This window comes from Rhodococcus mengyinensis, assembly GCF_048381435.1.
In the GTDB taxonomy this organism is placed as follows: Bacteria; Actinomycetota; Actinomycetes; order Mycobacteriales; family Mycobacteriaceae; genus Rhodococcus_F; species Rhodococcus_F opacus_D.
In genome coordinates, this window is the sequence record NZ_JBLWIT010000101.1 from 36,152 (window position 1) to 59,745 (window position 23,594).

General features: G+C 67.1%; 25 protein-coding genes and 1 pseudogene. 10 read left to right on the top strand and 16 right to left on the bottom strand.

Going from position 1 to position 23,594, the window contains the following annotated elements:
* Positions 1 to 51: 51 nt before the first annotated feature.
* From ACNJ7E_RS19540 to ACNJ7E_RS19555, 4 genes are all read left to right on the top strand, one after another.
* Entirely contained in the window at positions 52 to 819 is a 768-nt protein-coding gene (locus ACNJ7E_RS19540; RefSeq protein WP_418340765.1) for an SDR family oxidoreductase, read from the top strand.
* On the top strand, positions 816 to 1,880 hold the full coding sequence (locus ACNJ7E_RS19545; RefSeq protein ID WP_418340766.1) for an L-idonate 5-dehydrogenase: 1,065 nt from the start codon (positions 816 to 818) through the stop codon (positions 1,878 to 1,880). The genes ACNJ7E_RS19540 and ACNJ7E_RS19545 overlap by 4 nt, the downstream gene beginning before the upstream one ends.
* A gap of 139 nt (positions 1,881 to 2,019) precedes the next feature.
* Positions 2,020 to 3,228 carry an aspartate transaminase gene (locus ACNJ7E_RS19550; RefSeq protein WP_418340767.1) on the top strand — a complete coding sequence of 403 codons (1,209 nt, stop codon included), beginning with the start codon at positions 2,020 to 2,022 and terminating at the stop codon, positions 3,226 to 3,228.
* 34 nt (positions 3,229 to 3,262) lie between these two features.
* Positions 3,263 to 3,934, top strand: a complete 672-nt coding sequence (locus ACNJ7E_RS19555; protein ID WP_280779527.1) for a 4-carboxy-4-hydroxy-2-oxoadipate aldolase/oxaloacetate decarboxylase — start codon at positions 3,263 to 3,265, stop codon at positions 3,932 to 3,934.
* A gap of 419 nt (positions 3,935 to 4,353) precedes the next feature.
* Here ACNJ7E_RS19555 and ACNJ7E_RS19560 read toward each other — a convergent pair whose 3' ends face one another.
* The 3 genes from ACNJ7E_RS19560 to ACNJ7E_RS19570 all read right to left on the bottom strand — a co-directional run bounded on the left by ACNJ7E_RS19560 (position 4,354) and on the right by ACNJ7E_RS19570 (position 5,718).
* Positions 4,354 to 4,680, bottom strand: coding sequence for a hypothetical protein (locus tag ACNJ7E_RS19560; protein WP_280779528.1), 327 nt, complete (start codon positions 4,678 to 4,680; stop codon positions 4,354 to 4,356).
* 220 nt (positions 4,681 to 4,900) lie between these two features.
* Positions 4,901 to 5,293, bottom strand: coding sequence for a TSUP family transporter (locus ACNJ7E_RS19565; RefSeq protein WP_280779529.1), 393 nt, complete (start codon positions 5,291 to 5,293; stop codon positions 4,901 to 4,903).
* On the bottom strand, positions 5,290 to 5,718 hold the full coding sequence (locus ACNJ7E_RS19570) for an MBL fold metallo-hydrolase (RefSeq protein ID WP_418340768.1): 429 nt from the start codon (positions 5,716 to 5,718) through the stop codon (positions 5,290 to 5,292). Before ACNJ7E_RS19570 ends, ACNJ7E_RS19565 begins: the two co-directional genes overlap by 4 nt.
* A 1-nt stretch (position 5,719) precedes the next feature.
* Between ACNJ7E_RS19570 and ACNJ7E_RS19575 the strand changes: the two genes are divergently transcribed.
* Together ACNJ7E_RS19575 and ACNJ7E_RS19580 are read left to right on the top strand one after the other, a co-directional pair.
* The gene (locus ACNJ7E_RS19575; protein WP_418340769.1) at positions 5,720 to 5,884 is read left to right on the top strand and encodes a hypothetical protein; all 165 of its coding nucleotides are present in this window, start codon (positions 5,720 to 5,722) and stop codon (positions 5,882 to 5,884) included.
* Between the two features lie 279 nt (positions 5,885 to 6,163).
* On the top strand, positions 6,164 to 6,604 hold the full coding sequence (locus ACNJ7E_RS19580; protein ID WP_348539592.1) for a MerR family transcriptional regulator: 441 nt from the start codon (positions 6,164 to 6,166) through the stop codon (positions 6,602 to 6,604).
* 129 nt (positions 6,605 to 6,733) lie between these two features.
* On the opposite strand, the pseudogene ACNJ7E_RS19585 reads toward ACNJ7E_RS19580, so the two are convergent.
* Positions 6,734 to 7,072 (bottom strand): annotated as a pseudogene (locus ACNJ7E_RS19585) (class I SAM-dependent methyltransferase); the annotation flags it as partial.
* Positions 7,073 to 7,094: 22 nt separating this feature from the next.
* On the opposite strand from ACNJ7E_RS19585, the gene ACNJ7E_RS19590 reads away from it, so the two are divergent.
* Positions 7,095 to 7,346 carry a hypothetical protein gene (locus tag ACNJ7E_RS19590; protein ID WP_418340770.1) on the top strand — a complete coding sequence of 84 codons (252 nt, stop codon included), beginning with the start codon at positions 7,095 to 7,097 and terminating at the stop codon, positions 7,344 to 7,346.
* 232 nt (positions 7,347 to 7,578) lie between these two features.
* On the opposite strand, the gene ACNJ7E_RS19595 is transcribed toward ACNJ7E_RS19590, so the two are convergent.
* Positions 7,579 to 7,734, bottom strand: coding sequence for a hypothetical protein (locus ACNJ7E_RS19595; RefSeq protein WP_280779537.1), 156 nt, complete (start codon positions 7,732 to 7,734; stop codon positions 7,579 to 7,581).
* Positions 7,735 to 7,895: 161 nt separating this feature from the next.
* Here ACNJ7E_RS19595 and ACNJ7E_RS19600 point away from each other — a divergent pair, with 161 nt between their 5' ends.
* Positions 7,896 to 8,891 (top strand): AraC family transcriptional regulator, encoded by a 996-nt coding sequence (locus ACNJ7E_RS19600; RefSeq protein WP_280779538.1) that lies wholly within the window; start codon positions 7,896 to 7,898, stop codon positions 8,889 to 8,891.
* On the opposite strand, the gene ACNJ7E_RS19605 is transcribed toward ACNJ7E_RS19600, so the two are convergent.
* Both ACNJ7E_RS19605 and ACNJ7E_RS19610 read right to left on the bottom strand, forming a co-directional pair.
* Positions 8,892 to 9,995 carry an NAD(P)-dependent alcohol dehydrogenase gene (locus tag ACNJ7E_RS19605; RefSeq protein ID WP_418340771.1) on the bottom strand — a complete coding sequence of 368 codons (1,104 nt, stop codon included), beginning with the start codon at positions 9,993 to 9,995 and terminating at the stop codon, positions 8,892 to 8,894.
* Positions 9,996 to 10,021: 26 nt separating this feature from the next.
* A complete protein-coding gene (locus ACNJ7E_RS19610; RefSeq protein ID WP_418340772.1) occupies positions 10,022 to 11,503 on the bottom strand; it encodes an aldehyde dehydrogenase family protein in 1,482 nt (493 codons plus the stop codon).
* Positions 11,504 to 11,661: 158 nt separating this feature from the next.
* Here ACNJ7E_RS19610 and ACNJ7E_RS19615 point away from each other — a divergent pair, with 158 nt between their 5' ends.
* Positions 11,662 to 12,153 (top strand): MarR family winged helix-turn-helix transcriptional regulator, encoded by a 492-nt coding sequence (locus tag ACNJ7E_RS19615; RefSeq protein WP_418340773.1) that lies wholly within the window; start codon positions 11,662 to 11,664, stop codon positions 12,151 to 12,153.
* Positions 12,154 to 12,166: 13 nt separating this feature from the next.
* Here the strand turns inward: ACNJ7E_RS19615 and ACNJ7E_RS19620 are convergent, their stop codons facing one another.
* The 4 genes from ACNJ7E_RS19620 to ACNJ7E_RS19635 all read right to left on the bottom strand — a co-directional run bounded on the left by ACNJ7E_RS19620 (position 12,167) and on the right by ACNJ7E_RS19635 (position 16,384).
* On the bottom strand, positions 12,167 to 13,747 hold the full coding sequence (locus ACNJ7E_RS19620) for an FAD-binding oxidoreductase (RefSeq protein ID WP_418340774.1): 1,581 nt from the start codon (positions 13,745 to 13,747) through the stop codon (positions 12,167 to 12,169).
* A gap of 283 nt (positions 13,748 to 14,030) precedes the next feature.
* The gene (locus tag ACNJ7E_RS19625) at positions 14,031 to 15,212 is read right to left on the bottom strand and encodes a zinc-dependent alcohol dehydrogenase (RefSeq protein WP_283333114.1); all 1,182 of its coding nucleotides are present in this window, start codon (positions 15,210 to 15,212) and stop codon (positions 14,031 to 14,033) included.
* Positions 15,213 to 15,296: 84 nt separating this feature from the next.
* A complete protein-coding gene (locus ACNJ7E_RS19630) occupies positions 15,297 to 15,593 on the bottom strand; it encodes a putative quinol monooxygenase (RefSeq protein ID WP_418340775.1) in 297 nt (98 codons plus the stop codon).
* A gap of 74 nt (positions 15,594 to 15,667) precedes the next feature.
* Positions 15,668 to 16,384 carry a TetR/AcrR family transcriptional regulator gene (locus tag ACNJ7E_RS19635; RefSeq protein ID WP_418340776.1) on the bottom strand — a complete coding sequence of 239 codons (717 nt, stop codon included), beginning with the start codon at positions 16,382 to 16,384 and terminating at the stop codon, positions 15,668 to 15,670.
* 91 nt (positions 16,385 to 16,475) lie between these two features.
* Here ACNJ7E_RS19635 and ACNJ7E_RS19640 point away from each other — a divergent pair, with 91 nt between their 5' ends.
* Positions 16,476 to 17,687 (top strand): FAD-dependent monooxygenase, encoded by a 1,212-nt coding sequence (locus tag ACNJ7E_RS19640; RefSeq protein WP_418340777.1) that lies wholly within the window; start codon positions 16,476 to 16,478, stop codon positions 17,685 to 17,687.
* On the opposite strand, the gene ACNJ7E_RS19645 is transcribed toward ACNJ7E_RS19640, so the two are convergent.
* From ACNJ7E_RS19645 to ACNJ7E_RS19665, 5 genes are all read right to left on the bottom strand, one after another.
* Entirely contained in the window at positions 17,652 to 18,065 is a 414-nt protein-coding gene (locus ACNJ7E_RS19645) for a VOC family protein (protein ID WP_418340778.1), read from the bottom strand. The genes ACNJ7E_RS19640 and ACNJ7E_RS19645 overlap by 36 nt on opposite strands.
* Before the next feature lie 90 nt (positions 18,066 to 18,155).
* Positions 18,156 to 19,430, bottom strand: coding sequence for a CHAT domain-containing protein (locus tag ACNJ7E_RS19650; RefSeq protein WP_280779547.1), 1,275 nt, complete (start codon positions 19,428 to 19,430; stop codon positions 18,156 to 18,158).
* A 118-nt stretch (positions 19,431 to 19,548) separates the two neighbouring features.
* Positions 19,549 to 21,141, bottom strand: a complete 1,593-nt coding sequence (gene ahpF / locus ACNJ7E_RS19655; protein ID WP_280779548.1) for an alkyl hydroperoxide reductase subunit F — start codon at positions 21,139 to 21,141, stop codon at positions 19,549 to 19,551.
* Between the two features lie 175 nt (positions 21,142 to 21,316).
* Positions 21,317 to 21,880 (bottom strand): alkyl hydroperoxide reductase subunit C, encoded by a 564-nt coding sequence (ahpC, locus tag ACNJ7E_RS19660; protein ID WP_105420263.1) that lies wholly within the window; start codon positions 21,878 to 21,880, stop codon positions 21,317 to 21,319.
* Positions 21,881 to 21,986: 106 nt separating this feature from the next.
* Complete coding sequence (locus ACNJ7E_RS19665) at positions 21,987 to 23,594, bottom strand: tetratricopeptide repeat protein (protein ID WP_418340779.1); 1,608 nt, start codon at positions 23,592 to 23,594, stop codon at positions 21,987 to 21,989.

Genomic DNA, 23,594 nt, shown 5'->3' on the forward strand with positions numbered 1-23,594 from the left:
AAGACCACCGGGCTGTACCAACTTTCACCACCAGCAAGGCAAGGGAGCGTTATGCCATTCAACGACTACCGGACGGCACTGGTCACCGGTGCCAACACCGGAATGGGTGCCGCGGTCACCGAGATCCTGACCAAGCGCGGACTGACCGTCTACGGTGTGGCCCGCAACAAGGAACGGCTCGACGAGGTCGCGGACAAGACGGGAATGATCCCGCTCGCCGTCGACATCACGGACATCGACGCACTGAGCGCGGCCCTCGAGGGACTCGAGATCGATGTGCTGGTCAACAACGCGGGAGTGTCGGCCACCGGCAACATCCTGGACGCCTCCGCGGATTCGGTCGACGCCATGGTGGACGTCAATCTCCGTGCGGTGCTGCACCTGTGCCGCCTGCTGATGCCGGGAATGGTCGAGCGGGACCTCGGCCACATCGTCAACATCAGCTCCATCGCCGGTCTGTACAATTTCTACGGCCACACCGCCTACCACGCCACGAAGGCCGCGGTGCACCAGATCTCGCGGCAGCTGCGCAACGACACCATCGGCAAGCGCATCCGCGTCACCGAGATCTGCCCGGGCAGAGTCGAAACCGAGATCTTCGGACGCAACCTGGGCGGGTCGCCGGAGGCGATGAAGGAGGCGTGGGAGACGTACTACGAAGGCTTCGAATCCATCACGACCAAGGACATCGCCGACACGATCGAGTTCGCGATCGACGCCCCGGGCCACGTCAATCTCGGCCTGATCGAAATCATGCCCACATTCCAGGTACCGGGTGGACTTGACTTCATCCGGCGCAACGATCGAGACCCGCGGTGAATACTGCGCAGCGCGAGTCCGGCGCCCCGCTTCCGACCGAGACCCTCGGGGTGGTGGCGCACGCCGCGGGAGACCTGCGCATCGAATCGGTGCCGCTGCGCCGGCCCGAGCCGTCCGAGACCGTCGTCGAGATCGCCTACGGCGGGATCTGCGGATCCGACCTGCACTACTGGACGCACGGGGCGGCGGGTGAGTCGATTCTGAAGGCACCGATGCTGCTGGGCCACGAAGTGGTGGGAACGGTGGTGCAGGCCGCGGCGGACGGCAGCGGCCCCGCAGCGCGTGAACGAGTCGCCGTGCACCCCGCCACCCCCGGCGGTCGCGGCGCCAGGTTCCCCGCCGATCGCCCGAACCTCTCACCGGGATGCACGTACCTCGGCAGTGCGGCGCAATTCCCCCACACCGAAGGGGCATTCGCGAAGTACGTAGTTCTGCCCTCGCGCATGCTGCGGCCGCTGCCGCCGGACCTTCCACTGCGCACCGCTGCCGTCGCAGAACCCGCCGCCGTCGCGTGGCATGCCGTGGCCCGCGCCGGCGACGTGTCGGGTAGGAGCGCACTCGTCGTGGGATGCGGACCCATCGGCGCCCTCGTGGTGGCGGTCCTGCGCCGGGCCGGTGCGCGCGAGATCACCGCAGTCGACGTGCACGAGTATCCCCTCACTGTTGCACGGGCGCTCGGCGCCGACCGGACCCTCGACGCCACCGACTCCGAGAGCATCGCGGCCGTCGACGCCGATGTCGTCGTCGAATGCTCCGGTAACCGCTTCGGGCTCGAATCGGCCATTCGCGGCGCGACGCGCGGCGGCCGAGTCGTCATGCTCGGACTGCTCCCCACCGGTCTTCAGCCCGCGCCGCTCTCGCTCGTCATCACGCGGGAGCTCGAACTCGTCGGTTCCTTCCGATTCAACGACGAGATCGATTCGGTGCTCGCCGCTCTGGCGGACGGCAGCCTGAACGTCGAACCGGTGATCAGTCACGAGTTCGGCATCGAGGACGGCCTCGAGGCCTTCGCCGTCGCGAAGGACGCGTCCACGTCCGCGAAGGTGTTGCTGGCGTTCTGATTCCAGTCATGCCCAACGGCTATCACCCGACAAGTAATCGGTCTTGTACAGGCGTGATGTGCTCCCGATAACCTGGGTGTGAAGGTACCGCCCGAGTTCCCGGCTTCTTTCGTTCCCACGCCCTCTACCAGGAGGAATAATGTCCACCTTCGTCCCTGCAGCGCGAGTCGACCAGATGCGTGAGTCACCGAGTGTGGCAGCTGCGCAACGGGTTCGCGAGCTCCGGGCGTCGGGGCGGGAGATCCTCGACCTGACGGTCGGAGAACCCGATTTCGACACACCGGACCACATCAAGGCGGCAGCCGTCGCGGCGATGAAATCCGGTCTCACCAAGTACACCCCCGTCAACGGTATCCCCGCACTGCGGGACGCGATCGCGAAGCGGATGCTCGCCCGGACCGGAGTCGAGTTCGCGGACACCGAGATCACCGTCGGCGGAGGCGCCAAGCAGGTCATTTTCCTGGCGCTGATGGCGACGGTGGAGGAGGGCACCGAGGTGATCGTGCCCGCGCCGTACTGGGTGTCGTACCCCGACATGGTGACCGTCCACGGCGGAACACCCGTCGTCGTCGACTGCCCGGAGTCCGACCGGTTCCTGCTCACCGCCGAGAAGCTCGCCGCCGCCATCACTCCCGCGACGAAATGGGTGATCCTCAACGCACCGTCGAATCCGACCGGTGCGGTGTACGGCGAGCAGGAACTGGCGGAACTGGCAGCGGTACTCGACCGGAACCCGCACGTGAACGTCCTCTGTGACGAGATCTACGACGAGATCGTCTTCACCGACTCACCCGTTCCGAACCTGTTGTCGGCCGCGCCGCACCTCCGCGATCGGATCCTGGTGACCAACGGTGTGTCGAAGGCCTACGCGATGACCGGCTGGCGTCTGGGGTACGGCGTCGGGAACAAGGGCCTGATCGCAGCGATCAACAAGCTGCAGTCGCAGAGTTCCTCCTGCCCGTCGTCGATCAGTCAGGCCGCCGCGGCCGAGGCGCTCACCGGCGATCAGAGTTTCGTCACCACGTCCGTTGCGAGCTATCGCGCGCGGCGGGACGTCATCTTCGAATTGTTCTCCCGTATCGAGGGTTTGGAACCCGTTCTGCCGCAGGGTGCGTTCTATCTGTTCGTCGGATGCGCGGGCCTCGTGGGCAAGCGGACTCCCGACGGCACGCTGCTCGAGAACGATCAGGACGTGGTGCTCTTCCTCCTCGACCACGCGTCGGTGGCCACCATCCAGGGCTCCGCGTACGGCGCCCAGGCGTATTTCCGCGTCTCGTTCGCCACGTCCGAGGACGTTCTGCGGAACGCGGCCGCCGCGGTCCAGAAGGCCGTCGCGTCGCTCAGCTGACCCCACCCGCTCTTACCCGACCAACGGAGACATCATGGTTCACGTCACTACCAAGATCGACCGCGCCGACAAGGCCGCGATCGACCGACTAGGCGCCTTCTCGGCCGCCACCATCCACGAAGCCCAGGGCCGCAAGGGTGCACTGGATTCGGGGATCAAGCCCATCGACCGCGACATGTCGTTCTGCGGAACGGCCTTCACGGTCGTCTGCCATCCGCGCGACAACATCATGCTCCAGGTCGCCATCAGCTACGCGCAACCCGGCGACGTGCTCGTCGTGTCCTCCGGCGACCAGCCCGCAGGACAGTTCGGCGACGTGCTGGCCAATGCGTGCGTGGCCCGGGGCATCAGCGCACTGGTCACGGACGGCGGGGTGCGGGACAGCCGGGAGATCCGCGAACTCGGGTTTCCCGTCTTCTCCAAGCACGTGTGCATCGAGGGAACGGTGAAGGAATCCCTCGGTCCCGTCAACCAGCCGTTGGTGTTCGGCGGCCAGATCATCTATCCCGGCGACGTGATCAAGGGTGACTGCGACGGAGTGGTCGTGGTCCGACGCGACGAGGTCCAGTTCGCCATCGACGCCTCCCGTGACCGCGACGCCGCCGAAGCCGCCTACATCGAGCGCTACAAGAAGGGTGAAACCCCGATCCAGGTCAGCAATCTCGCCCAGGTGCTCGAGGCGAAGGGCCTCACCGTTGACCAGTGAGCCGGCCACTCCCTGCCGGAGATGTCCATAGGAGTTCCTCACGGCCGCGCCGGCGCCACCATCCGCGGGGTCGTGCTCGTCGCACTCGATGCGATGCGGCACAGCCACGGAGGAGGGCTGCCGCGTGGTGGCGGCGTCCGACACCAGCGGAGGATGCAACCGGGCGGGCGGGCTCGACATTCCGAAACTCGAGGCGTGGGTCGCGGCGGGTGGAACCCTCCCGACATACGCGGCGGGGGCACGCGACGTGGACGCGTCAGGCGTTTACAGACGCGACGGTCGACGACAGCGAGCGTGCGCGGTGGCTGCGCTGGGACACGTCGCCCGGGTTACAGGTGCGATCGCGCATCCCTTCGATGAAGCGGGTGGTGCGGGTCGGTCCGGGTGGCGACCGGAAATGCAGCGGCTACGTCCGCGGATCAAAGTTGGGCCAGCATGGGGAACAGGGCGATCGCGGAGACGGTGATCCCCGCGACGCCGGCGACGACGCCCAGTAGGGCACGCAGAGATGCCGCCTCGTCGTCCGCGACTGTGGACCGCGACGTAGCGACGGCACCGCAGACCACCGCGCCCACTCCCAGAAGGAAGCCGAGTCCGACCACCCAGAACGACGCAACGGACAGCGCCGCCAGAGTGATCGACACGGCGGGCAACCGCGAACCACGCTGCTTACGTTTCTCGTTGCCGTCGACGGAGGAGCACATGCTGTGGTCGGCAAGCGGCCTGCGGGGGATGGCGGCGGTCATGATCCTCCTTCTAACGGTTGACGATTCGGGTCGCCGGACACATGTCGGCTGCACAGGGCTGGAAGCGTCTTCGGGACTGACTGTTCGGTCCGAGAACGTAGTCAGTGTTGTCGAGGCCGCTTCGGCGAGTCGATGGTCGCGACTCGGTCGAGGGTCTTCAGCTTGTGACGTAGACCCACTAAAATTAGCACTCACGTCAGGTGAGTGCTAGTTCTTTTTGCTAAGCAATTTCGCCTTTCGCGCCCCTGATCGACCCGGCGAACCTGACCCCGACGACGAGGGCAAGCCACGACGCCGGGACCGCAGCGACCAGCCACGACGCCGGGACCGCAGCGACCAGCACGGCGCCGGGTAGGACGCCGAGGATCGCCGCCGCGGTCAGCATCCGGTATCGGCGCCAGTCCACGTCGCGGCGCACGACACCGAAGATCAGCGCGGCCGAACAGATGCTGCAGATGTTGACCAGCAGCACCCCCGCTGCGGGGCCGAGGAGCAGCGTGAGCAGCGGGGCGGACACGAGCGCGAGACCGGTACCGCTGAGCCGCTGCAGGACGGCGCCGATCATCACCGCTGCGGCGACCGCCGCCCCGAGCAGGAGTGCGGTGTCGATCAACTGGTGCGTTCTCCGACGCCGATCTCCATCAGGTCTTCGCCGACGATCAGGTCGCCGGAGAAGCCGGCGGCCGCGGCCTGCCACCGTTCGGTCGGGTTGTTTCCCGGCGCGAGGTGGGAGAGGACCAGTGTTTTTACGCCGGCTTCCTCGGCGACCGGGCCGACCTGCTCGATGGTGGTGTGTGAGTGCAGGAGGTGTTCGATGAACCCTTCCTCTTCCGGGCTGTACGGCGGTTCGCCGTAGAGGGCTTTGACCCAGTCGGCGTCGATCACCTCGTGGACGAGGATGTCGGCACCGGTGGCCAGGGTGATCAGGTTGGGGGTGGGTGCGGTGTCGCCGGAGAAGACGATGGATCCGTCGTCGGTGTCGAAGCGGAACGCGAAGGCCGGGTAGACGGCGCCGTGATCGACCAGGGTGGCGGTCACCTTGACGCGGTCGTTCCTCTCGGTCGGCCGGCGGCTTGCCGACCACGTCACCTACGACCACCACGCGGCCAAGGCACCCGCACACGGTGTCACCCCGGTGGCAGTCGGGGAGTCGCCGTTGGTCGTGATCCGTGCGGACGTCGAAAGTGGTGCCCGTCGACGTTGACGGGTGGAACCAGCGTGCCTCCCGGAGCGTGTGAAATCCCTGGTCAACCAACTCCAGAATTTCTATAGTGGTAACTGTAGACATTGAGGGGACGCTGTTGTAGAGTTCCTCTCGTCGCAAGGAAAGAGTTCACGAGGTGCGGGAGAGAATGAACTGCCCGCAGAGAAGTACCGCAAGACCAGGATGTGCCGGGCAAGGGTTGATGTGAGTGTGTAAGGCCCCGGCACTTTCCGATCGGCGGCCGGGCAGCACTAAGGCCCGACAGCCGGAAGAAGTGCAGTGAATAAGGAAGTGAAACCCGCTCCGGCCCCCGGTGCCTCACGGCGCCGGGGGCCCTGTCCGTTGGAAAGGTGTCACCCCATTCCGGAAGATTCGCCCGACCGAAGCGCGGCCGGGAAGCTCGACGACGAGGACTACCCGGCCTACAGCATGGGTCACGCCGCCGAGATCCTCGGCGTGACCCAGGCATTCCTGCGCAGCCTCGACGCCGCGAAGCTGCTCACCCCCGGACGATCAGACGGCGGCCACCGCCGCTACTCCCGATACCAGCTGCGTCTCGCCGCCCGAGCCCGCGAACTGATCGACCAGGGCACCGCGCTCGATTCCGCGTGCCGCATCATCATCCTCGAAGACCAACTCGCCGAGGCCCGACGTATCAATGCTGAACTCCAGCACCCCCACCGCCCCAAGTCGGACGGGCCCGGCCCCGTAATCAGCTGAAACACCGTCTGATGAATCAGACAGATCGATAGACGATTCGTTGTCACCGGTTGTCGATCCCTATCCGGAAATACCAAGTAGGTGGCGCAGGGGGCCTGGCAGGCCCATTGGTCGACCCTCGCGGCGAATTCATTGGGCGCGTAGCTTGATCGGCGCGGTGACGTCGCGGGGAGCACTGTCCGACTTGACGGCACGCGCAAACGTGAACTGGCCCTCGACCTGCACGCGATACAGGTCGAAGCCAAATCCGGACAGGACATCTCGGAGTCGCGCCTCATCCGAACCGATGCTGGAGGTCGGCTCACAGAGCCACAGATGCCCCTCGACCGGGAGAATCCGGTGCGTTTCGCGGACGTAGTCGGCGTGGTTCTTGCCCATCAGTGCCAACGACAGGATCGCGATGTCGGCGGATGCGTCGTCGAGCGGGACGGCAGCGATATCGCAGACAGTCACACGGTGGTCGAACGCGACATGGTCAAACCAGAATCGTGTGACCGCTGCTCACCCGGTCGGCGAGCAACATCTCACCGCACCCGAGGCTGCCCGAGCCGCGCATATGTGCGGTGAGCGCGTCCTCGACGAGAAGATCGCATGCTATCGGGTCACCGGGGCGGTCGAACAGCGCAGCGATCGGGAGGTCACCCGAGAGCAGATCATCGGTCCGCTTCCGGCGCACTGCATCCAAGCTGATGACCCGTGGGTCGGGGTCGGGGGATCGACATGGTTCTCCTGCCTGTCGTAGGTGACGGCGGTCTCTCGGTTGCGTTCTCCGGCGCTCGGACCGGCGGTGAGGTCATACCTAGTTCTCCACGCAAGACGGGGCTGGCTGGCGTGGACCTGACCGGTGCTGCGGCGGGTCGTTGAGGTTGAATTTCGCCGGTGGGGCGCCCCGAGGATGCGCGGCGAAGCCGGATACGGTCGGCAGTGGAGGCGCACGAGACGCGGGGACTGTTTCCCGCCGTCCCACGCAGCGGTTATGCCGTTGAGACCGGTTCGGCGAATTCTCGGCGGAGGTGATGGTCGTCCTCGCCGGGTGTGTCCGAGCTGCCGGTCAGCTCGTCGAGGAGGATGTATCCCCCGTAGCCGAGGCCGGCGACGGCGAGGACAGCGGCGTACAGCCGGTCGAGCATCAGTTTCTCCGTATCGTCTGCGGAAACCCCCGAGCCGGCCAAGTATGCCCCCGGCCCGCCGGTCCGGGTACTACCCAACCGGACGGTTCGAAGACTGTCCTTGACAGACCTCAAGCTAAGGAAACCTTGCAATTGGGGTGTGACTCTGGTCTCATTGTGGGATGTCCACCTCTGTCGGCGGCCCAGCGTCTGTCTCTCTCGTCAGCCGAGACGTCGAAGAGGCGCGTCACGTGGGTGGGCGACTGTTCTACCCGCACTCCGTGGAAGTTCTCGGTGATCAGCAGAGCTTCGGCATACACCTCGATGCCGCCGAGTTGGGCCCCGTCACGATGGGCTGGCTCTCTTACGACACCGAGGTCGAGATCGAAACCGGCAAACTCCAGGACTGGTACCAGGTCAATGTGCCGGTGAGCGGCCGGTTGAAGACGAGTTCGGGCGCCGACCGGATCATCGCGACCCCGTCGTGTGCCGCCGTGTACCGCGCGGATCGCGGATCGGTGCTCCAGGGCTGGGGGCAGGAGACCCGGCGGATCCTGGGAATGAAGATCGAACGCCGCGCCGTCGAGGAGCAACTCGCGCTGCTCCTCGGACGCCCGATCCGCAATCCGATCGCCTTCGACCTCGCGTTGGACATCACCACCGGCCACGGGCAGCAGTGGTGGTCCGTGATGCAGGCCCTGTCGGTGCAACTGCGTGACACCGACGCCCTCTTCCGCCACCCACTACTGCTGGCGCCGCTGACGCAGAGCGTGATCGTGTCGCTGCTCCTGGCATCGCGCCACGACTACAGCGAGCAGTTGGCGGCAACCGTCGCCCCCGCCTGCCCGGCGGCCGTCGAGCACGCCAAGCAGTTCATCGAGGCGCACGCGGACGAGCCGTTGACCGCCCTCGAGATCGCCGGCGCGGTCGGGGTGAGTCTGCGGGCGCTGCAGCACGGCTTCCAGACGTCGTTGCAGACCACCCCGATGCGCTATCTGCGGGACCTCCGACTGCGGAAGGTCCGTGGCGACCTGCTGGCGGCCGACCCCGAGTCGGCAGGCGTCGCCGAGATCGCGTACCGGTGGGGTTTCAACCACCTGGGTCGCTTCGCCGGGCAGTACCGCGAGATGTTCGGTGAAAGCCCTTCTGCGGCACTGCGGGCGATCACCTCTCGATGATCAGAACCGGAGGACCGGTTTGATCGAGGCACCGCTGGTCATGTCCGCGACGGCGGTGTTGATGTCGTCGAACGTGTAGTGCGTGATGAGGCGGTCGATCGGCAGCCGGCCCGACTTCACGAGGTCGACGAGAACAGGGATGAGCGTCTGGGTTTCGCTGTCGCCCAGCGTCAGACCCACGAGGGTGCGGCCCGGGATCATGGCGTTGACGTCGACCGGCACCTCGGTGCCGAATGCCGGTGCGCCGACGATGACGGCGGTGCCGCGAGGTGCGAGCGCGTCGATCGCGGTCCGCAGCACCCCGACGTTGCCGGTGGTCTCGACCGCGCCGTCGACGCCGCCGGGAACGATCTTCGCCAGTTCCTCGGCGGTGTCGACCTCGGCAGCGTTGATCACCTGGGTCGCGCCGAGTTCGCGGGCGAGATCGAGCCGCGCCGGAACCCGGTCGACGACGATCACCTTCGACGCCGGGGTCAGAGCCGCGGCCATCACCGCCGACAACCCGACGGCGCCCGCCCCCGTGACGAGCACGGTCTGCCCCGGGCGGGGCTTCAGTACGTTCCACACTGCTCCGACACCGGTCTGCACACCGCACCCCAGCGGCGCCAGTACGTCCAGTGGGGCGTCCGGGTCGACCTTGACCGCACTGCGCGCGTCGACGACGGCATGGTGCGCGAAGGAGGACTGCCCGAAGAAGTGCCCACCGATCGCCTCGCCGCCGCGACTGACGGGGCTGGTGCCGTCGGCGCGCCCGCCCCCGATCAGGTTGAGCGGCAACCACGTTGCGCAGTAGGCCGGATGCCCGTCGCGGCAGTTCCCGCACGAGCCGCACGAGCTGAACGACAGGAGGACGTGATCACCGACGTCGACCGTCGTCACGCCGGCGCCGACCTTCTCGACGATCCCGGCTCCCTCGTGCCCGAGCACGCCGGGCAGCGGGAACGGCAACGCGCCCGAGGCGACGCCGAGGTCGGTGTGGCACAGGCCCGCGGCGACGAGACGAACGAGGATCTCGTCGGGGCGTGGTTCGTCGAGGTCGACGGTGGACACGGTGAACTTCGCTCCGCCGGTTTCGACGACGGCGGCAGTGGTGCTGGTGGTCATGGATGCTCCTGAAAGGTGGGTGCGCTCTAGGCGAGGGAGATGACGACGGACTTGACCTTGGAATACGACTCGAGGGCCTCCGGGCCGTATTCGCGGCCGAATCCGGAGTTCTTCACGCCGCCGAACGGGACCGCCGGGTCGAGCATCGCCCAGTCGTTGACCCACACGATGCCGGCCTGCAACCGGGCTGCGACCCGATGGGCCCGTGCGACGTTCGACGTCTGCAGCCCCGAGGCGAGTCCGTATTCGGTGCTGTTGGCCAGCGCGATCGCCTCGTCCTCGGTGCCGAACGGTTGCACGGTGAGCACCGGTCCGAAGATCTCCTCCTGCACGACGCGGGAGGTGTTGGGCAGGTCGGCGATGACGGTCGGCTTGTAGTAGTAGCCACCGCCCAGGTCGAGTCGTTCGCCGCCGGCGACGATGCGGCCACCGTCGGCGCGGGCGATCTGCACGTACTCCTCGACCTTCCGCACGTGCTTGTCCCCGGCCATCGGTCCGACGACGGTGGCCGGGTCGAACGGGTCACCAACCGGCACACCGGGAACGGCCTGACCGAGGATCCCGAGCACCGTCTCGTAGAGCGGACGGGCGACCAGCAGTCGCGGCCCGCCCATGCAGAACTGTCCGGTGTTGAACACGAAGCCCTTGATGATCGCGCCGATCGCCTTGTCCACTTCAGCGTCCTCGAAGACGATGTGCGCGGCGTTGCCGCCGAGTTCCATGGTGACGGGCGTGAGGTTCTCTCCCGCGACGCTCGCGGCGTGCCGGCCGACGGCCGTCGATCCGGTGAACGCGATCTTGTCGATCCCCCTGTGCTGCAACAGGGCCTCGCCGACGGTCGACCCCTTCCCTGTGACGACGTTGACCACGCCCGCGGGAACCCCTGCCTCGGTGAGGATCTCCGCCATCAGCAGCGCGCTGAGCGGAGTGTCCTCTGCGGGCTTGTGGACCACGGTGTTCCCGGCCGCGAGGGCGGGTGCGATCTTCGACGTACTGAGGATCAGGGGGAAGTTGAACGGGGTGATGGCGCCGACGACCCCGAGCGGTTCGCGGCGAGTGTAGGCGTGGGCGTCGAGTGGAGTCTCCCGCTTCGAGCCGCCCGCGGTCTGCGCGAGCGCGGCGCAGTACTCGTACTGCTCGGCGGTGGTCATCACGTCGACCGGTCGGCACAGGGAGACGGGTTTGCCGACGTCGACGCTCTCGACGGCGACGATCTCGTCGGCCCGTTCGCGGACGAGCGCAGCGACGCGGAGCAGGATCCGGGCCCGTTCGCGGCCCGGCAGTCCCGACCAGCGGCCGTCGTCGAACGCGGCACGTGCGGCGCGTACGGCGGAGTCGAGATCGTCCGCGTCCGCCTCGGCGACGGTGGTGACAGGCTTCCCGGTGGAGGGGTCGACGATCTCGAATCGTTCCCCGGCACCGGCCTCGCGCCACTGCCCGTCGATGAACAGCTGGCGTGGCCCGATCTGCGGGCGGGTGATGACGGCGGTGTCGTCGGTGACTGTCATGTCGCTGCCTTCGCTTCGTGTGAGCTGCCGACCGTATTCGGCAGGGTTCCTTGTGTTCGTCGTTGCGGTCGAACCCGGCTCGGGCGACCTAAGATGGTCAGGAAACCTGAGGTCCGAGTTCGTGGGCCTCGAGCTCGAGGCGCGGGGAGAAGTGGGCGATGACGGCGGATCTTCCGGACGAGATCGATGAGACACCGTTCGACGGGGAGTACGCGCACGACTCCTCGCCGACCCTGCTGTACGCGATCAAGCAGGTCGAACTGGCGATCCGATCCCACATGGATGCCCTGCTGCGGCCGATGGGCATCACCGCGCTGCAGTACACGGCGCTGACCGTCCTGCGCCGGCGCGACGGGTTGTCGTCCGCCGAACTGGCACGAAACTCCTTCGTCACCGCGCAGACGATGGGCGAGATGCTCTCCGCGCTGGAGCGCCGCGGACTGGTGACCAGGCGCGTCGACCCCGCCAATCGTCGCCGCATGCTCACCAGCCTCACCCCGGAGGCCCTGGACCTTCTCGCCGAGTATGACGCGAGCATCTGCGGGCTGGAGGAACAGATGCTCGCCGACATGAGTGTTCGTCAGCGCGAGGCGTTCCGCGGATACCTCGGCCGCTGCCGGACCGCCCTGGCCGAGACGCCCGCGCACTGAGGCGCGTGGCGTGTCAGAGGTTCTGGCCACGGAACCGCTGCGGCCACACACCGGACTTGCCGGGCGCGATGATGCCGTTGGGGTCGAGGGCGTCCTTGATCTTCTCGTGGAACTTCAGCAGCGCACCGTCGCCCCAGTCGAACGTCGCCATCACGTCGTCCATCAGGGCGTTGTGGGTGCGGTATTCGCCGTAACCGGCTTCGGCGGCCTCGCGGACGAGGACCTTCGTCATCTGCAGGATTTCCTCACGAGCATCGGGGATCGCCGTGTCGTAGATGAACAGGCACACGTGGTGCATCTCGCGGAGCCCGATGATGAATTGCGCCGCGTAGTCCTTGGCGTATTCGTCGGCGCGAGCGCGCACCATCTCGAACTGCTTCATCGCCTCGCGCCCGTCCGGCGCCGACACCGGGGAGAATCCGATGTGCCCGCCGTTGGGTACCCAGTCCAGGAGCTGCAGTTCGTCCAGGCTGGGGATGCCGTTGTTGATCTTGTGCCTGTCCTGCAACACATGTCCACCGCGGTCGTCGCGTTCCTCGTGTGTGAAGAAGCGGGCACCGGGAATCTTCCCGAACGCCTCCTTGATCATCCCGTAGTACATCTCGATCAGCGGCGGAGGTCCGTACAGGGTGCCGTAGAAGTTCCAGAAGCCGAGATCGAGATCCTTCTTCATCCTCTCGATCGCCTCGGCCGGCATCGGCCCGTCCCCGTCGAACCACTCGGTGCGCTTCGACACCGCCGCCGCGTCCATGAAGATATTGCGTAGCACCGGAACATTCTGCAGCGGAGCCATATTGATGCGCAGCGGCAGCATGATGTCGACGATCTGCTCCAGATCCTCCTCCTTGTCGAAGGTGATCAGGAACGACTGCGACGCGGGCGGCCGCTGCATCAGGGCGATCCCCATCTTGGTGACGATCCCGAGATTCGACTGGGTGAACATGCCGTCCGGGAAGGGGCCGAACCCGTAGGGGAACAACTGCCACGCGTCGCTGCCGGGCAGTGCGCCCATGCCGGTGCGCATCACATCGCCCTGCGGCAGAACCACTTCCAGTCCCGTCTGCCACATGAAGTGATCGCCGTACGGGGTGTACCCGACGCCGCGGTCCAAGGTGTTTCCCACCACGCTGCCCCATCCCAGGTCGGGGCAGTCGAGCATCAGTCCGGAATCATGGCTCTGGAGGTATTCGTACAGGTCGAAGTAGGTGACCCCGGGTTCGAGCAGTGCGTAACCGTACTTCTCGTTGACTTCGAGGATTCGGTTCATCCGCTCGCCGGTCTTGACGATCACCGAACCCGACAGCCTCGGGGCGGCGCCGCCGTAACCGTTGTTCTTTCCGGTCGAGACCGGGGAGAGGGGGATGCCGTACTCGTTGGCGATCCGGACGATGTCCTGGACCTGCTCGGTCGACTCCGGTGAGACGACGGCCGACGGCATGTTGGCCTCGGCGGCGCCGACCGGGTACGGGTCGCGGAACGCTTCGAGTTCGTCTGCGGTCGACAGGACCCACTTGTCACCCACGACGTCGCGGAAGCGCTGGAGCGCCGCGTCGAATCGCTCGTCGGAAACGCCAGGGGGAAGGGTTCGCGTCATTCTTGACTGCTCCTCGTTCGGCGGCCGCCTCGATGCGGCCGGGTCGTACGCAAGACCTGCGACAGCTGTTCGCTGAATATCAGGTTTCCTTGCTTACAAGTGTGAGGGGCGTCACTGCGCTGGGCAATCCGCTACACGCCGAGAGGTGGGACGCGGACTTCGCCGTATCCGTGCTGGTCAGGGGGATGCTCGGGCGACGGCCTATCCGGTTTGCGCAAAACGGCGGCGGTGACCGGGCCACCCGTCACGGGATCCCGGCCACCGCCGCTTGCGTCTGCGTCGTTCAGGGTTTGAGCTGGATCTTCACCGCACCGTCCTGCTTCTTCTGGAAGATCTCGTAGGCGTGGGGTGCCTGTTCGAGGGGGAGTTCGTGGGTGGCGAAGGTGTCGACGCCGAGTGGGTCGTCGTCGCCGAGGAGCGGCATGATGTCGTCCACCCACTTCTTGATGTTGGCCTGACCCATGCGCAGCTGAATCTGCTTGTCGAACAACGTGAGCATGGGAATCGGGTCGGCCATGCCGCCGTAGACGCCGATGATGGAAATGGTTCCCCCGCGGCGGACGATGTCGATCGCCGAATACAGCGCGCCGAGTCGGTCGACACCGGCCTTCTGCATGAGCGGCGCCGCCACCGCATCGGGCAGGTACCCGACGATCTGCTGGGCGAGCTTGCCGATCGGTGAACCGTGCGCCTCCATGCCGACCGCGTCGATCACCGAGTCGGTGCCGCGACCGTCGGTCGCGTCGCGGATGACGTCGGCGAGATCGCCGCCGTGCTCGTCCAGGTCCAGGGTTTCGATGCCCCGGGCCTTGGCGCGAGCAAGGCGTTCGGGGACGTTGTCGACCGCGATGACCCGTGCACCCTTGTGGTGGGCGATGCGCGCCGCCATGTCTCCGATCGGTCCGAGGCCGAGCACGGTGACCGACCCGCCCTCGGGGATCGCGGCGTACTCGACCGACTGCCACGCCGTGGGCAGCACATCGGACAGGTAGACGAATCGGGAATCCGGTGGGCCCTCGGGGACTTTCACGTGGGTGAACTGGGCTTGGGGGACGCGCAGGTACTCGGCTTGTCCTCCCGGCACCTCGCCGTAGAGCTTGGAGAAACCGAACAACGCCGCTCCCATGCCCTGCTCGCGGACCTGCGTCGTCTCGCACTGGGTGTACAGCTGCAAGTTGCACATGAAACAGTCGCCGCACGAGATCTGGAACGGAATCACGACGCGGTCGCCGACCTTCAGGTCGCCCGCCGCCGAGCCGACCTCCTCGACGATCCCCATCGGTTCGTGGCCGAGGATGTCCCCTTCTCCCATGAACGGGCCGAGAGTTTCGTACAGGTGCAGATCGGAGCCGCAGATGTTCGTTGTCGTGACCTTGATGATGGCGTCGGTCGGGTGTTCGATCTTCGGATCGGCGACGGTGTCGACGCTGACCTTTCGTTTGCCTTGCCACGTGACTGCTCGCACTGGGAACCACACCTCTCGTCGGTCGATGTCCGTAGTCGGGTGCCCGACGGGAGATGGAGGTAAACCGTGCTCGAGGGGGTGTGCCTACTTGACGGCGATGACGTCGACGGGACTAATATCGGGGTCGGTGGCGAGCAGTTCGGGGCCGACCTCGCCCAGTGCCTGGGGGATCGCTCCGGTCAGGTGCGCCTGCCGGCCTTCCTCGTTCTCGAACGTGTCGAAGATGCCGTACGTCGTGTCGCTGACCTTGAACGCGTACCAGGTGACGGTGCCCCGTTCTTCCGCCGCCAGGGCGCGTCCCTGCTCCAGGAACGCGGCGAGTTCTTCGCCCTTGCCCGGCTTGGCCTCGAGCAGTACCAGTAGTCCTCGGTCGATCGTCATGACGTCTCCTCGATAGGGTTCCGACGTGGTCTACCCATGACGTTAGGAGCGCCGAGCCGCAAGCGGAATGGGTGTCATCCGGCGCGGGCCGCGACGAGGGCGGCGAGCCCGTCGAAGATGCGGGCCAGGCCGAATTCCAGCGCGTCGTCCTGCCCGGAGGTGGCACTGGCCGACGCGAACGCGGCCGTCACCTGGGGGTAGCGGTCGGCGTGGTCGGCGACGATTCCCGTCATGATCGCGTTCAGGGACTTCTCGGGTGTGTCGGTTTCGGCGCCGGGGGCCGTCGTCTGCTGAGCGAGGCTGCGCACGTGACCGGTGATCAGGGCCACCGCGTCCAGGCGTTCCCCGCCGGTGAGTCCCGTGTCGCGCAGGGCGTCGAGGCCTGTTTCCAGCCAGTCCAGTTCGTTCGGGCCCATCACTCGCGGACCGACCGCGACGTCCACCACCCACGGATGCCGCCGCAGGCCCGCCCACATCCGGAGAGCCCACTCGTGGAGCACAGCGCGCCAGCCGCCGTCGATCTCGGACAGGTCGGGCGCGGGTCCGAGAGCGGCATCGAGCATGAGGGCGGTCAACTCTGCCTTGCCGGGGGTGTAGCGGTAGAGGGACATCTTGGTGAACCCGAGGTCTTCGGCGAGGCGCTGCATCGACAGGGTGGCGAGGCCCTCGGCATCCGCCATCGAGATCGCGGTGGCGACGATCTGCTCGAGGCTCAGCGCAGGTTTCGGTCCCCGCTTCGGTCTCTCCGGCGATCCCCACAGCAGCTCGGCGGTACGGGGCTGGGTGACCATCTGCGCTCCTCCGGACGACTCTTGATCCGGAATAGTGTCTACCATACACTGATTTGTGTCCGTCAGACACAATTAATCCGTGGAGGCTCCCATGTCGAACAGAACCGTCCTGATCTCGGGGGCAAGCATCGCCGGTCCTGCACTGGCGTTCTGGCTCAGCCGCTGCGGATACACCGTCACCATCGTCGAGCGGGCACCCGACCTTCGGCTCGGCGGCCAGGCCGTCGACTTCAAGGGGGAGGTTCACCGAAAAGTGTTGGAGAGGATGGGAATCCTCGACGACGTACTCCGTCGGCAGACCGGGAAAACCGACCTCCTGATCGTCGACGAACGCGACAGGCACCTGGCGACCATCCCCGGGGAATTCGTCGGCGGCGACATCGAGATCGCGCGGGGCGACCTCACCGAGATCCTCTACCGGCGCACCGCGGATTCGTGCGAGTACCTCTTCGGCGATTCCGTCACCGCACTGGTCGACACGGACTCGGGTGTCGAGGTCACCTTCGAGAAGTCGGACGCACGCCGGTTCGACCTGGTGTTCGGCGCCGACGGCATCCACTCGGCCGTCCGCCGCCACCGGTTCGGGCCGGAGGACGAGTTCGTCCGATACCTCGGCTACTACTACGCCGTCGTCGGGACCACCGGCTCGGCGAGTGACGCCTCGCCGGACCGGGAACGCGGGACGGGACTGATGTACAACGAGCCCGGACGGATGGCCGTCGTCGGCGGACCGAAGGCTCCGGAATTGTTCGTCTTCGCCTCCGATCGGATCGAGTACGACCGCGCCGACGTCACCCAGCAGAAACGAATGCTGACCGCCGCGTATGCCGATGCGGGGTGGCGCGTGCCCCGGCTACTCGCGCACCTGGACGACGCGCCCGACTTCTACCTCGACTCGATCGCGAGGGTCGAGGCCGATACCTACACCGCCGGCCGCGTGGCCCTGGTCGGTGATGCCGCGTACGGAAATACGCTGGGCGGCTTCGGGACCGGCCTCGCCCTCGTGGGTGCGTACGTCCTGGCGGGTGAGCTCGCCGCCGCCGACGGCGACCACCGCGTGGCGTTCGGACGCTACAACGAAAAGATGCTCGGGTACGCGAAGATCGCCCGCAAGGGAAGTGCCGGACCGTTTCTCGCGCCGAAATCGGCTACTCGAATCAGGCTGCGCAACTGGACGTTCAAGTCCACGTTCCTGTTCGGCCTGATGATGAAGCTGACCGACTCCTTCGCTACCGACATCGATCTGCAGGACTACCCGGCGCTGCGATCAGCCCGGTGTGCCGGCGATGTTGACCATCCATGAAATGCCGAACTTGTCGGTACAGGCGCCGAATTCGTCTCCCCACATCTGCTTCTCCAGGGGCACGGACACGGATCCGCCGTCGGCGAGTTTGGCCCAGTAGCCGCGGAGTTCGTCGCCGTCGTCTCCGCTCAGGCTCACCGCGATGTTGGTTCCCGGGTTGTGTTCCATACCGGGCGGGGTGTCTGCACCTATGAGCGTGTAGCCGGTGTCCGACTCGAGCATGGCGTGCATGATCTTGTCGGCGCCTTCGCCTTCCGGCGCACCGTATTCACCGAACGTGTTCAACGCAAGGGTGCCTCCGAAGACGTCCTTGTAGAACTCCATTGCCTGCCGCGCGTTGCCGTCGAAGCTGATGTAGGGGTTGAGCCGAGAGGTCATGGGACATGCTCCTTCTTCGTGCCGGAACCGACAGCAACGACGGTACAACGACCGGCCGACACGATGTGGGGAACGGACGGCCGAGGCGGATCAGTGGGTGGAGACCGTCGCGAACGCCGCCCACAGCACCGGTGAGTGCTCGATCGTCCGCTCGTCCCGCCAGGCGGCCACCCGCTCGCGTTGCCAGTCGCAGAGCGCGCCGACCGCGTCGGGCAGTTCGTGCGCCGCGTCGATCGAGCAGATGGCGTCCTGCAGCGGACGCGCGTGTGCTGCGGTGCCGGCGATGCGCTGGAACGCGAGGTCCGTGGGCAGGGCCCAGCGGCTGGCCGTGACGAGTTCCGCCCCGCCGGCGATCATCGCGGAGACCAGCCCGAGCGCCTCGCTGAACCGCAGGTCGCCACCGCTCTCGCAGGCGATCAGCGCAACCCTGCTCGGGATCGGCCACAACTCCGCGCCGCGGATCGGCTCGGCCGTGAGCGTGTGCGTGCCCAGCAGGAGGTCCTTCGCGGACAACGGCCGGTGAGCACGGGTCGGCTCCGCGAACCCGACGGAGTCCGCGGCGCAGGCGAGGTGCAGCTCGGCGTGCTCGCTCTGACCGGATTCGGGTGCCGCCGCGGTGACGTGACCGACATACATCAGCCGGCCCGCACCCTCGCGCAACGCTGCGCCGAGCCACTCCCGGTCCACGTCTTCACGGCGGAAGCAGTCCGTCGGTCCGTCCACCTCGGGGAGCAGCCGGCCCTCGCCGGCGTACGTCGCGACCCGCTGCGACAGCGGACTGTCCGCGGCCATCCGCCCCAGGACCGAGCCGAGTTCCGAATCCGCACGGAAGCCCGGCACCCGCGGGTCGAGCACCGCGACGACGGGGAGTTGCCGGGTGTGCGTCCACGTTCGAACCGGCCGGCCGGGCGAGTGGACGATGCTGAGCGGAGCCAGCAGGCTGACATCCGCGATGTCGACGAGACGCAGCCCGGCGTCGGGTGCGATCAGTTCCCACGGCACCTGCGCGACGCGGGGCGACGGTTGGAGCCGGAGGTGCGGCCGCACACCGCGGGTGAGCAGCTCGTGCAGTTGCTGCGCAAGGCCGAATGGAAGAAATGTGCGTGAAAGGAGCTGAGCCAGATCATGCTCCGACTCGTAGGCGGAGAAGCCGCCCGCCGTCAGCGCGTGGTGCAGTCCCTCCGGATCGGTGAGGTCGGGCAGAGCCCGGGCCAGCGCGGCGAGGGCCGCATCCACCTGCGCGGCGGGTGCGACGCCGACACCGCCGGGGTGCGAGTCGTGGGTCCACCGCCACGACGTGTACAGATCGCCGGCGTCGGCCATCCGGACGATCGCGGTCGGTGGGTGACACGGGTGAGTCGGCACCGTCCCAGCATTCCCTACCCACCCGGGCGGTGGTGTGCGTACCGGGCACCCGGGTCGATCCGAAAGCCGAAAGCCGTGCCTGCACGGATGCAGGCACGGCTCGTCGACCTCGGCCGAACTACGCGATCGTTGCGGCGGTGGACTCCTCGGCGGGTACACCCGTCCGGATGAGCCGATCGAATGCGCTCAGCGCTGCCGTTGCTCCGGCACCGGCGGCGATCACGATCTGCTTGTACGGCACGGTGGTGCAGTCGCCGGCAGCGAACACGCCGGGCACCGACGTCTGGCCGCGGTCGTCGATCGCGATCTCGCCGCGGTCGGACAACTCGACCGACCCGGCCAGCCACTCGGTGTTGGGCAGGAGGCCGATCTGGACGAAGACACCCTCGATGTCGAGCGTGTGCGAGGTGTCGGTCGTGCGGTCCTGGTAGGTCAGGCCGGTGACCTTGTTGCCGTCCCCGAGGACCTCCGTCGTGAGCGTGCTCAGGAGGATGTCGGCGTTCGGGAGGCTGCGCAGCTTGCGCTGCAGCACCTCGTCGGCGCGGAGCACCGAGTCGAACTCGACGAGCGTGACGTGCTCGACGAGTCCCGCGAGATCGATTGCGGCCTCGACGCCGGAGTTACCGCCACCGATCACTGCGACGCGCTTGCCCTTGAACAGCGGTCCGTCGCAGTGCGGGCAGTAGGTCACACCCTTGTTCCGGTACGCGTCCTCGCCGGGCACGTTCATCGAGCGCCACCGCGCACCCGTCGACAGGATCACGGTGCGCGCGAGAAGAGAAGCACCGCTTTCCAGTTCGATCTCGACGAGGCCGTTCTCGGTGGGGGCAGGGACGAGCTTCGCGGCCCGCTGCGTGTTCATGATGTCGACGCCGTACTGACGGACGTGATTCTCGAGCGCCGACCCGAACTGGGGTCCCTCGGTGTAGGGAACGGAGATGAAGTTCTCGATCGCCATGGTGTCGAGCACCTGACCGCCGAAGCGCTCGGCGGCGATGCCGGTGCGAATTCCCTTGCGCGCGGCGTACACCGCGGCCGCGGCGCCGGACGGGCCGCCTCCGACGACGAGCACGTCGAAGGGATCCTTCTGCGCGATCGCGGCGGCGGCGCGGTCGGCGGCGCCGACGTCGAGCTTGCCGACGATTTCCTCCAGGCTCATCCGGCCGGAGCCGAAGAGCTCGCCGTTGAGGAAGACCGTCGGGACAGCCATGATCTGGCGGCCGTCGACCTCGTCCTGGAACAGGGCGCCGTCGATCGCGACGTGGCTGATGCGCGGATTGAGCACGCACATCAGATTCAGGGCCTGCACCACGTCGGGGCAGTTCTGGCAGGACAGCGAGAAGTAGGTCTCGAAGTGGAAGTCGCCGTCGAGGTCGCGGACCTGCTCGAGCAGTTCGGGTGCCTCCTTCGACGGGTGGCCGCCGACCTGGAGTAAAGCGAGTGCGAGCGAGGTGAACTCGTGGCCGAGAGGGATGCCCGCGAAGCGGACCTCGATGTCGGTTCCGCTGCGGCGGACCGCGAACGACGGGCGTCGCGTGTCGTCGTCGCGGCGTTCGTAGGTGATCTTCTCCGACATCGCCGCGATCTGGGTGAGCAGTTCGGCGAGTTCGACCGACTTGGGTCCGTCGTCGAGTGAGGACACGAGCTCGATCGGCAGGGTCAGCTTTTCGAGCAGGGACTTCAGTTGGCCGGCAAGCGAGGCTTCGAGCATGAGGATCTACTCCATCGGTCGGGAGGACAAGGGGATCGGAAACCGGAAAATTCTGGTTCAGGTGGTCCGGAAGGTGTTGGTGCGACACCGATTGCCCCCACGGGAGCTGAGCACCGGGAACCGCCCGCACGGGCTCAGGGAACCTGAGCCCGTGCCTGCGGTACGACTGGCTGCGTCAGATCTTGCCGACGAGATCCAGCGACGGGGCGAGGGTCTCTTCGCCCTCTTCCCACTTGGCGGGGCAGACCTCGCCCGGGTGCGACCGGACGTACTGAGCGGCCTTGACCTTGCGAACGAGCTCGGCGGCGTTGCGCCCGATGCCTTCTGCGGTGACCTCGGTGAACTGGATGACTCCGTCGGGGTCGACGAGGAAGGTGCCGCGGTCGGCCAATCCCTCGTTCTCGCGGAGGACCTCGAAGTTCCTGCTGATCTCCTGGGTCGGGTCACCGATCATGGCGTACTTGATCTTGCCGATGGTGTCGGACGATCCGTGCCACGCCTTGTGCGTGAAGTGCGTGTCGGTGGACACCGAGAAGACCTCGACGCCGAGGCGCTGCAGTTCCTCGTGGTGGTCGGCGAGGTCGCCGAGTTCCGTCGGGCAGACGAAGGTGAAGTCGGCCGGGTAGAAGTAGAAGACCGCCCACTTGTCCTTGATGTCGTCCGCGGACACGGTGATGAACGCGCCGTCCTTGAAAGCGTTCGCGGCGAAGGGCTTGATCTGCGTGTTGATCAGGGCCATTGAAACCTCTATTCGGGGAGACGGGGAATCCAACAGCGACGAGGCTATCCAGCAGATTGGAATAGGTCCAATCTATGAGACCTATTCCATAGATTGGGTGGGGCTATCAATGGTCGCAGAATCGGCAGCGTCGCAGGTCAGTGCCGCACTCCACCCACACCACCCGAGGTGGTCGCCGGACGTGCGGTGTGACGACCATGACACCTGGGAGAGGCCACCATGCAGGCACTACCCGGCTGTCCCGGACCGCGCGTCGGTAGCGTTCCTCGGCGACCGCGATCGAGTTGCCCAGCGCAATTCGCCCATCCGACGTCAGGGCGAGCCGTGGGGGAAGGGGCACCGCCAGACCGGCGCCGGCCGCGACTCCGGCCAGTGCGGCGCCGAGCAGGAACGACCCCTCGGTGTCGGTCGTGCCTGCCGGGGGAAGGTCCGGCAACTGCAGGGGGAGCCGCGCCGGGGTGCGATACCCGGCCCGGCCGACGTCCACCGTCGTCCCCGCGCACTGCGCCTCGACGAGATCGGCCACCAGGCGCGCGTCACCCGAGGCGTACGCGAGCCGGAACGCCAATTGCATCGCCGGATCGGCGATCTCGCGGTTCCACTGCTCGCGCTGACGCCCGTTCGGGAGGGTGTACCGCACGGCGTCGATGGCGATCGCCGCGGGCACCGCGAGCGCGGTGGCTCGTGCCGGCACCGCGCTGTCGGGAGTTTCGGAGGCAGCGAGGGCGGACTCGAGGAGGGCGGCGTGCCAGAAGTCGACCTGCGCGCAGTGCAGCCCGAGCCCCAGCGCGCGGTACGTGTCGAACGCGGCGGCGAGCAGTGTCTCTCCCTCGTCGGGTCGCCCTTCGCCGAAGGCGACGGTGGCGAGGCGGGTCTGAACGTCCGCGGCGTCGAGTACCGCTCCGGAAGTCCGGAAGTAGTCGAGGCTGCGGCGATAGAGCTTCGCCGCGCGTTCGGTGTCGCCCCGGCCCTCGGCGAGAAAGGCGAGCACCTTCGATCCGATCCCCGCCCGGTGGCCGATCCCGGCGCGCTCGAAGTACGTCTGGCTCGACAGCACCAGCGGTTCCGCATCGTCGGGCCGCCCCGAGCGGACGTGCATGATGCCCAGGTTCTGCTGCGTTTCGGCGACCGCGTTGACGTCGCCCGCGGTCTCGAACGCCTCGAGCGCCTGCCCGGCGAAGTCGTCGGAGAGGTCGAAGCGCCCGGTCTCGAAATGGATGGCGGCCAGGTTCATGAGCGGGTGGCCCGCCAGCGCGGGGGCGAAACGCACCGCCGCGTCGAGGGACTCGGTGGCGATGTCGGCCGCGTGCGCCCACTGCTGCCGGTGCATCGCGACCGCGGTCAGTGACAGCAGGCACGCGACGCGCAGGTCGCCCTGATCGTCGGCTGCCGCGAGCAGCCCCCGCGCCTGCTCGAGCGCGTCCTGCGCGCCGTCGAGGTCGCCGAGGTGCTGCAAGGCCTGCGACAGGTTGACCAGCGCCGCGGGACGCATCCGGATCGCGTCGGCCGGCATCTCCGCGAGGGCTTCCCGGTAGAGGTCGACGGCCTTCGTGTGATCGCCCAGCTCGTCGGACATGCTGGCCGCGTTGATGATCGCGCTCGTCCGCAGACCGCCGGTGGTCGAGCGGGCGACCCGCTCGAACGTCCGGAGTGCCTCGGCGACGTCTCCGCGGGAGTACGCTGCCGCGCCGGCCGCGAGGAGGTCACGCCCCAT